The following is a 1,402-nucleotide window of genomic DNA, read 5'->3' as shown; positions in this document are numbered from 1 at the left end:
TGAGCGACGCCCTCGCCCTGCACTCCTTCGCGGTCTCCCCCCGCTGACCGCTGCCCCGTTCCCCCGCTCTCCCCGCTCCCGCCGGCGCAGCCGCGGCCCGTGCCCCGCGCCGTCGCAGGCGCCGGCGCCCACCGCACCCTCAGCGGAGACCACCCGCCCTCCCGCGACAGCGAAGTGCCGAGCCGCATCCGTGCACGCTCGCCCTCAGGGCCGAGCCACGTCAGCGCACGCTCGCCCGCAGGGCCGAGCTGACCGCCGAATCGCGTTCCAGCGATTCGCCGTAGCGGTACGCTCCCCGCTCCACGGCACGCCCCCACCTCGTACAGCCGACCGTAGAGCGGATGACGACGAAGGAGGAATCCGCTCCATCGAGCACCGCCGAGCTCACCGCCGAATCGCGTTCCAGCGATTCGCCGTAGCGGTACGCTCCCCGCTCCACGAAACGCGCCCCTCGGAAAGCCGACCGCGGAGCGGATGACGACGAAGGAGGAATCCGCTCAATCCAAGAGCAGCGCCGGTTCCTCCAGCACGCTGGCGACGTCGGCGACGAAGCGGCTGACCACGTCGCCGTCGACGACGCGGTGGTCGAAGGAGCCGCCGACCGTGGTGACGAAGCGGGGGCGGACCTCGCCGTCGACGACCCAGGGCTTCTGCTTGATCGTGCCGAGGGCGATGATCGCGACTTCGCCGGGGTTGAGGATCGGGGTGCCCGTGTCCATCCCGAAGACGCCGATGTTGGTGATGGTGATGGTGCCGTTCTGCATGTCGGCGGCGGTGGTCTTGCCGTCGCGGGCGTCGAGGGTGAGCTTCTCGAGGGCCTGGGCCAGTTCGAGGAGGCTCATCGACTGGGCGTCCTTGACGTTGGGGACGAGCAGTCCGCGCGGGGTGGCCGCGGCGATGCCGAGGTTGACGTAGTGGCGGACGACGATCTCGGTGTCGGTCCAGGCGGAGTTGACGGTGGGGTTGCGGCGGACGGCCCAGATGATGGCCTTGGCCATGATGAGCAGCGGCGAGACCTTGACGCCGGCGAAGTCGGGCGAGTTCTTGAGGCGCTTGACGAACTCCATGGTGCGGGTCGCGTCGACGTCGACGAAGACGCTGACGTGGGGCGCGGTGAACGCGCTCGTCGACATCGCGGCGGCGATCGCCTTGCGGACGCCGCGCACGGGGATGCGCTCCTCGCGGTCGTCGCCCCAGGCGGGGGTCTGGATGTTGCGGAAGACGCTGGCCTGGGAGGCGTGGCGGATGACGTCGTCGCGGGTGACCTCGCCGGCGAGGCCGGTGGCCTGCACCTCGAGGAGGTCGACGTCGAGGTCCTTCGCGAGCTTGCGGATCGGCGGCTTCGCGATGACGGGGAGCGCGGCGGCGGCCGGCACGGAGGCGGGCCGGGCCGGGGCCGTCG

General features: G+C 71.5%; 1 protein-coding gene. It reads right to left on the bottom strand.

The features are described 5' to 3' along the window. Positions 1-497: 497 nt before the first annotated feature. Positions 498-1,402: dihydrolipoamide acetyltransferase family protein (locus C5C53_RS16700; protein WP_146084699.1), on the bottom strand; the 905-nt coding region annotated here is incomplete at its 5' end.

Source organism: Rathayibacter sp. AY1E3, assembly GCF_002932235.1.
Taxonomy (GTDB): Bacteria; Actinomycetota; Actinomycetes; order Actinomycetales; family Microbacteriaceae; genus Rathayibacter.
Note: the sequence above shows the minus strand (reverse complement) of the source record. Positions and strands in the feature narration are given on the sequence as shown.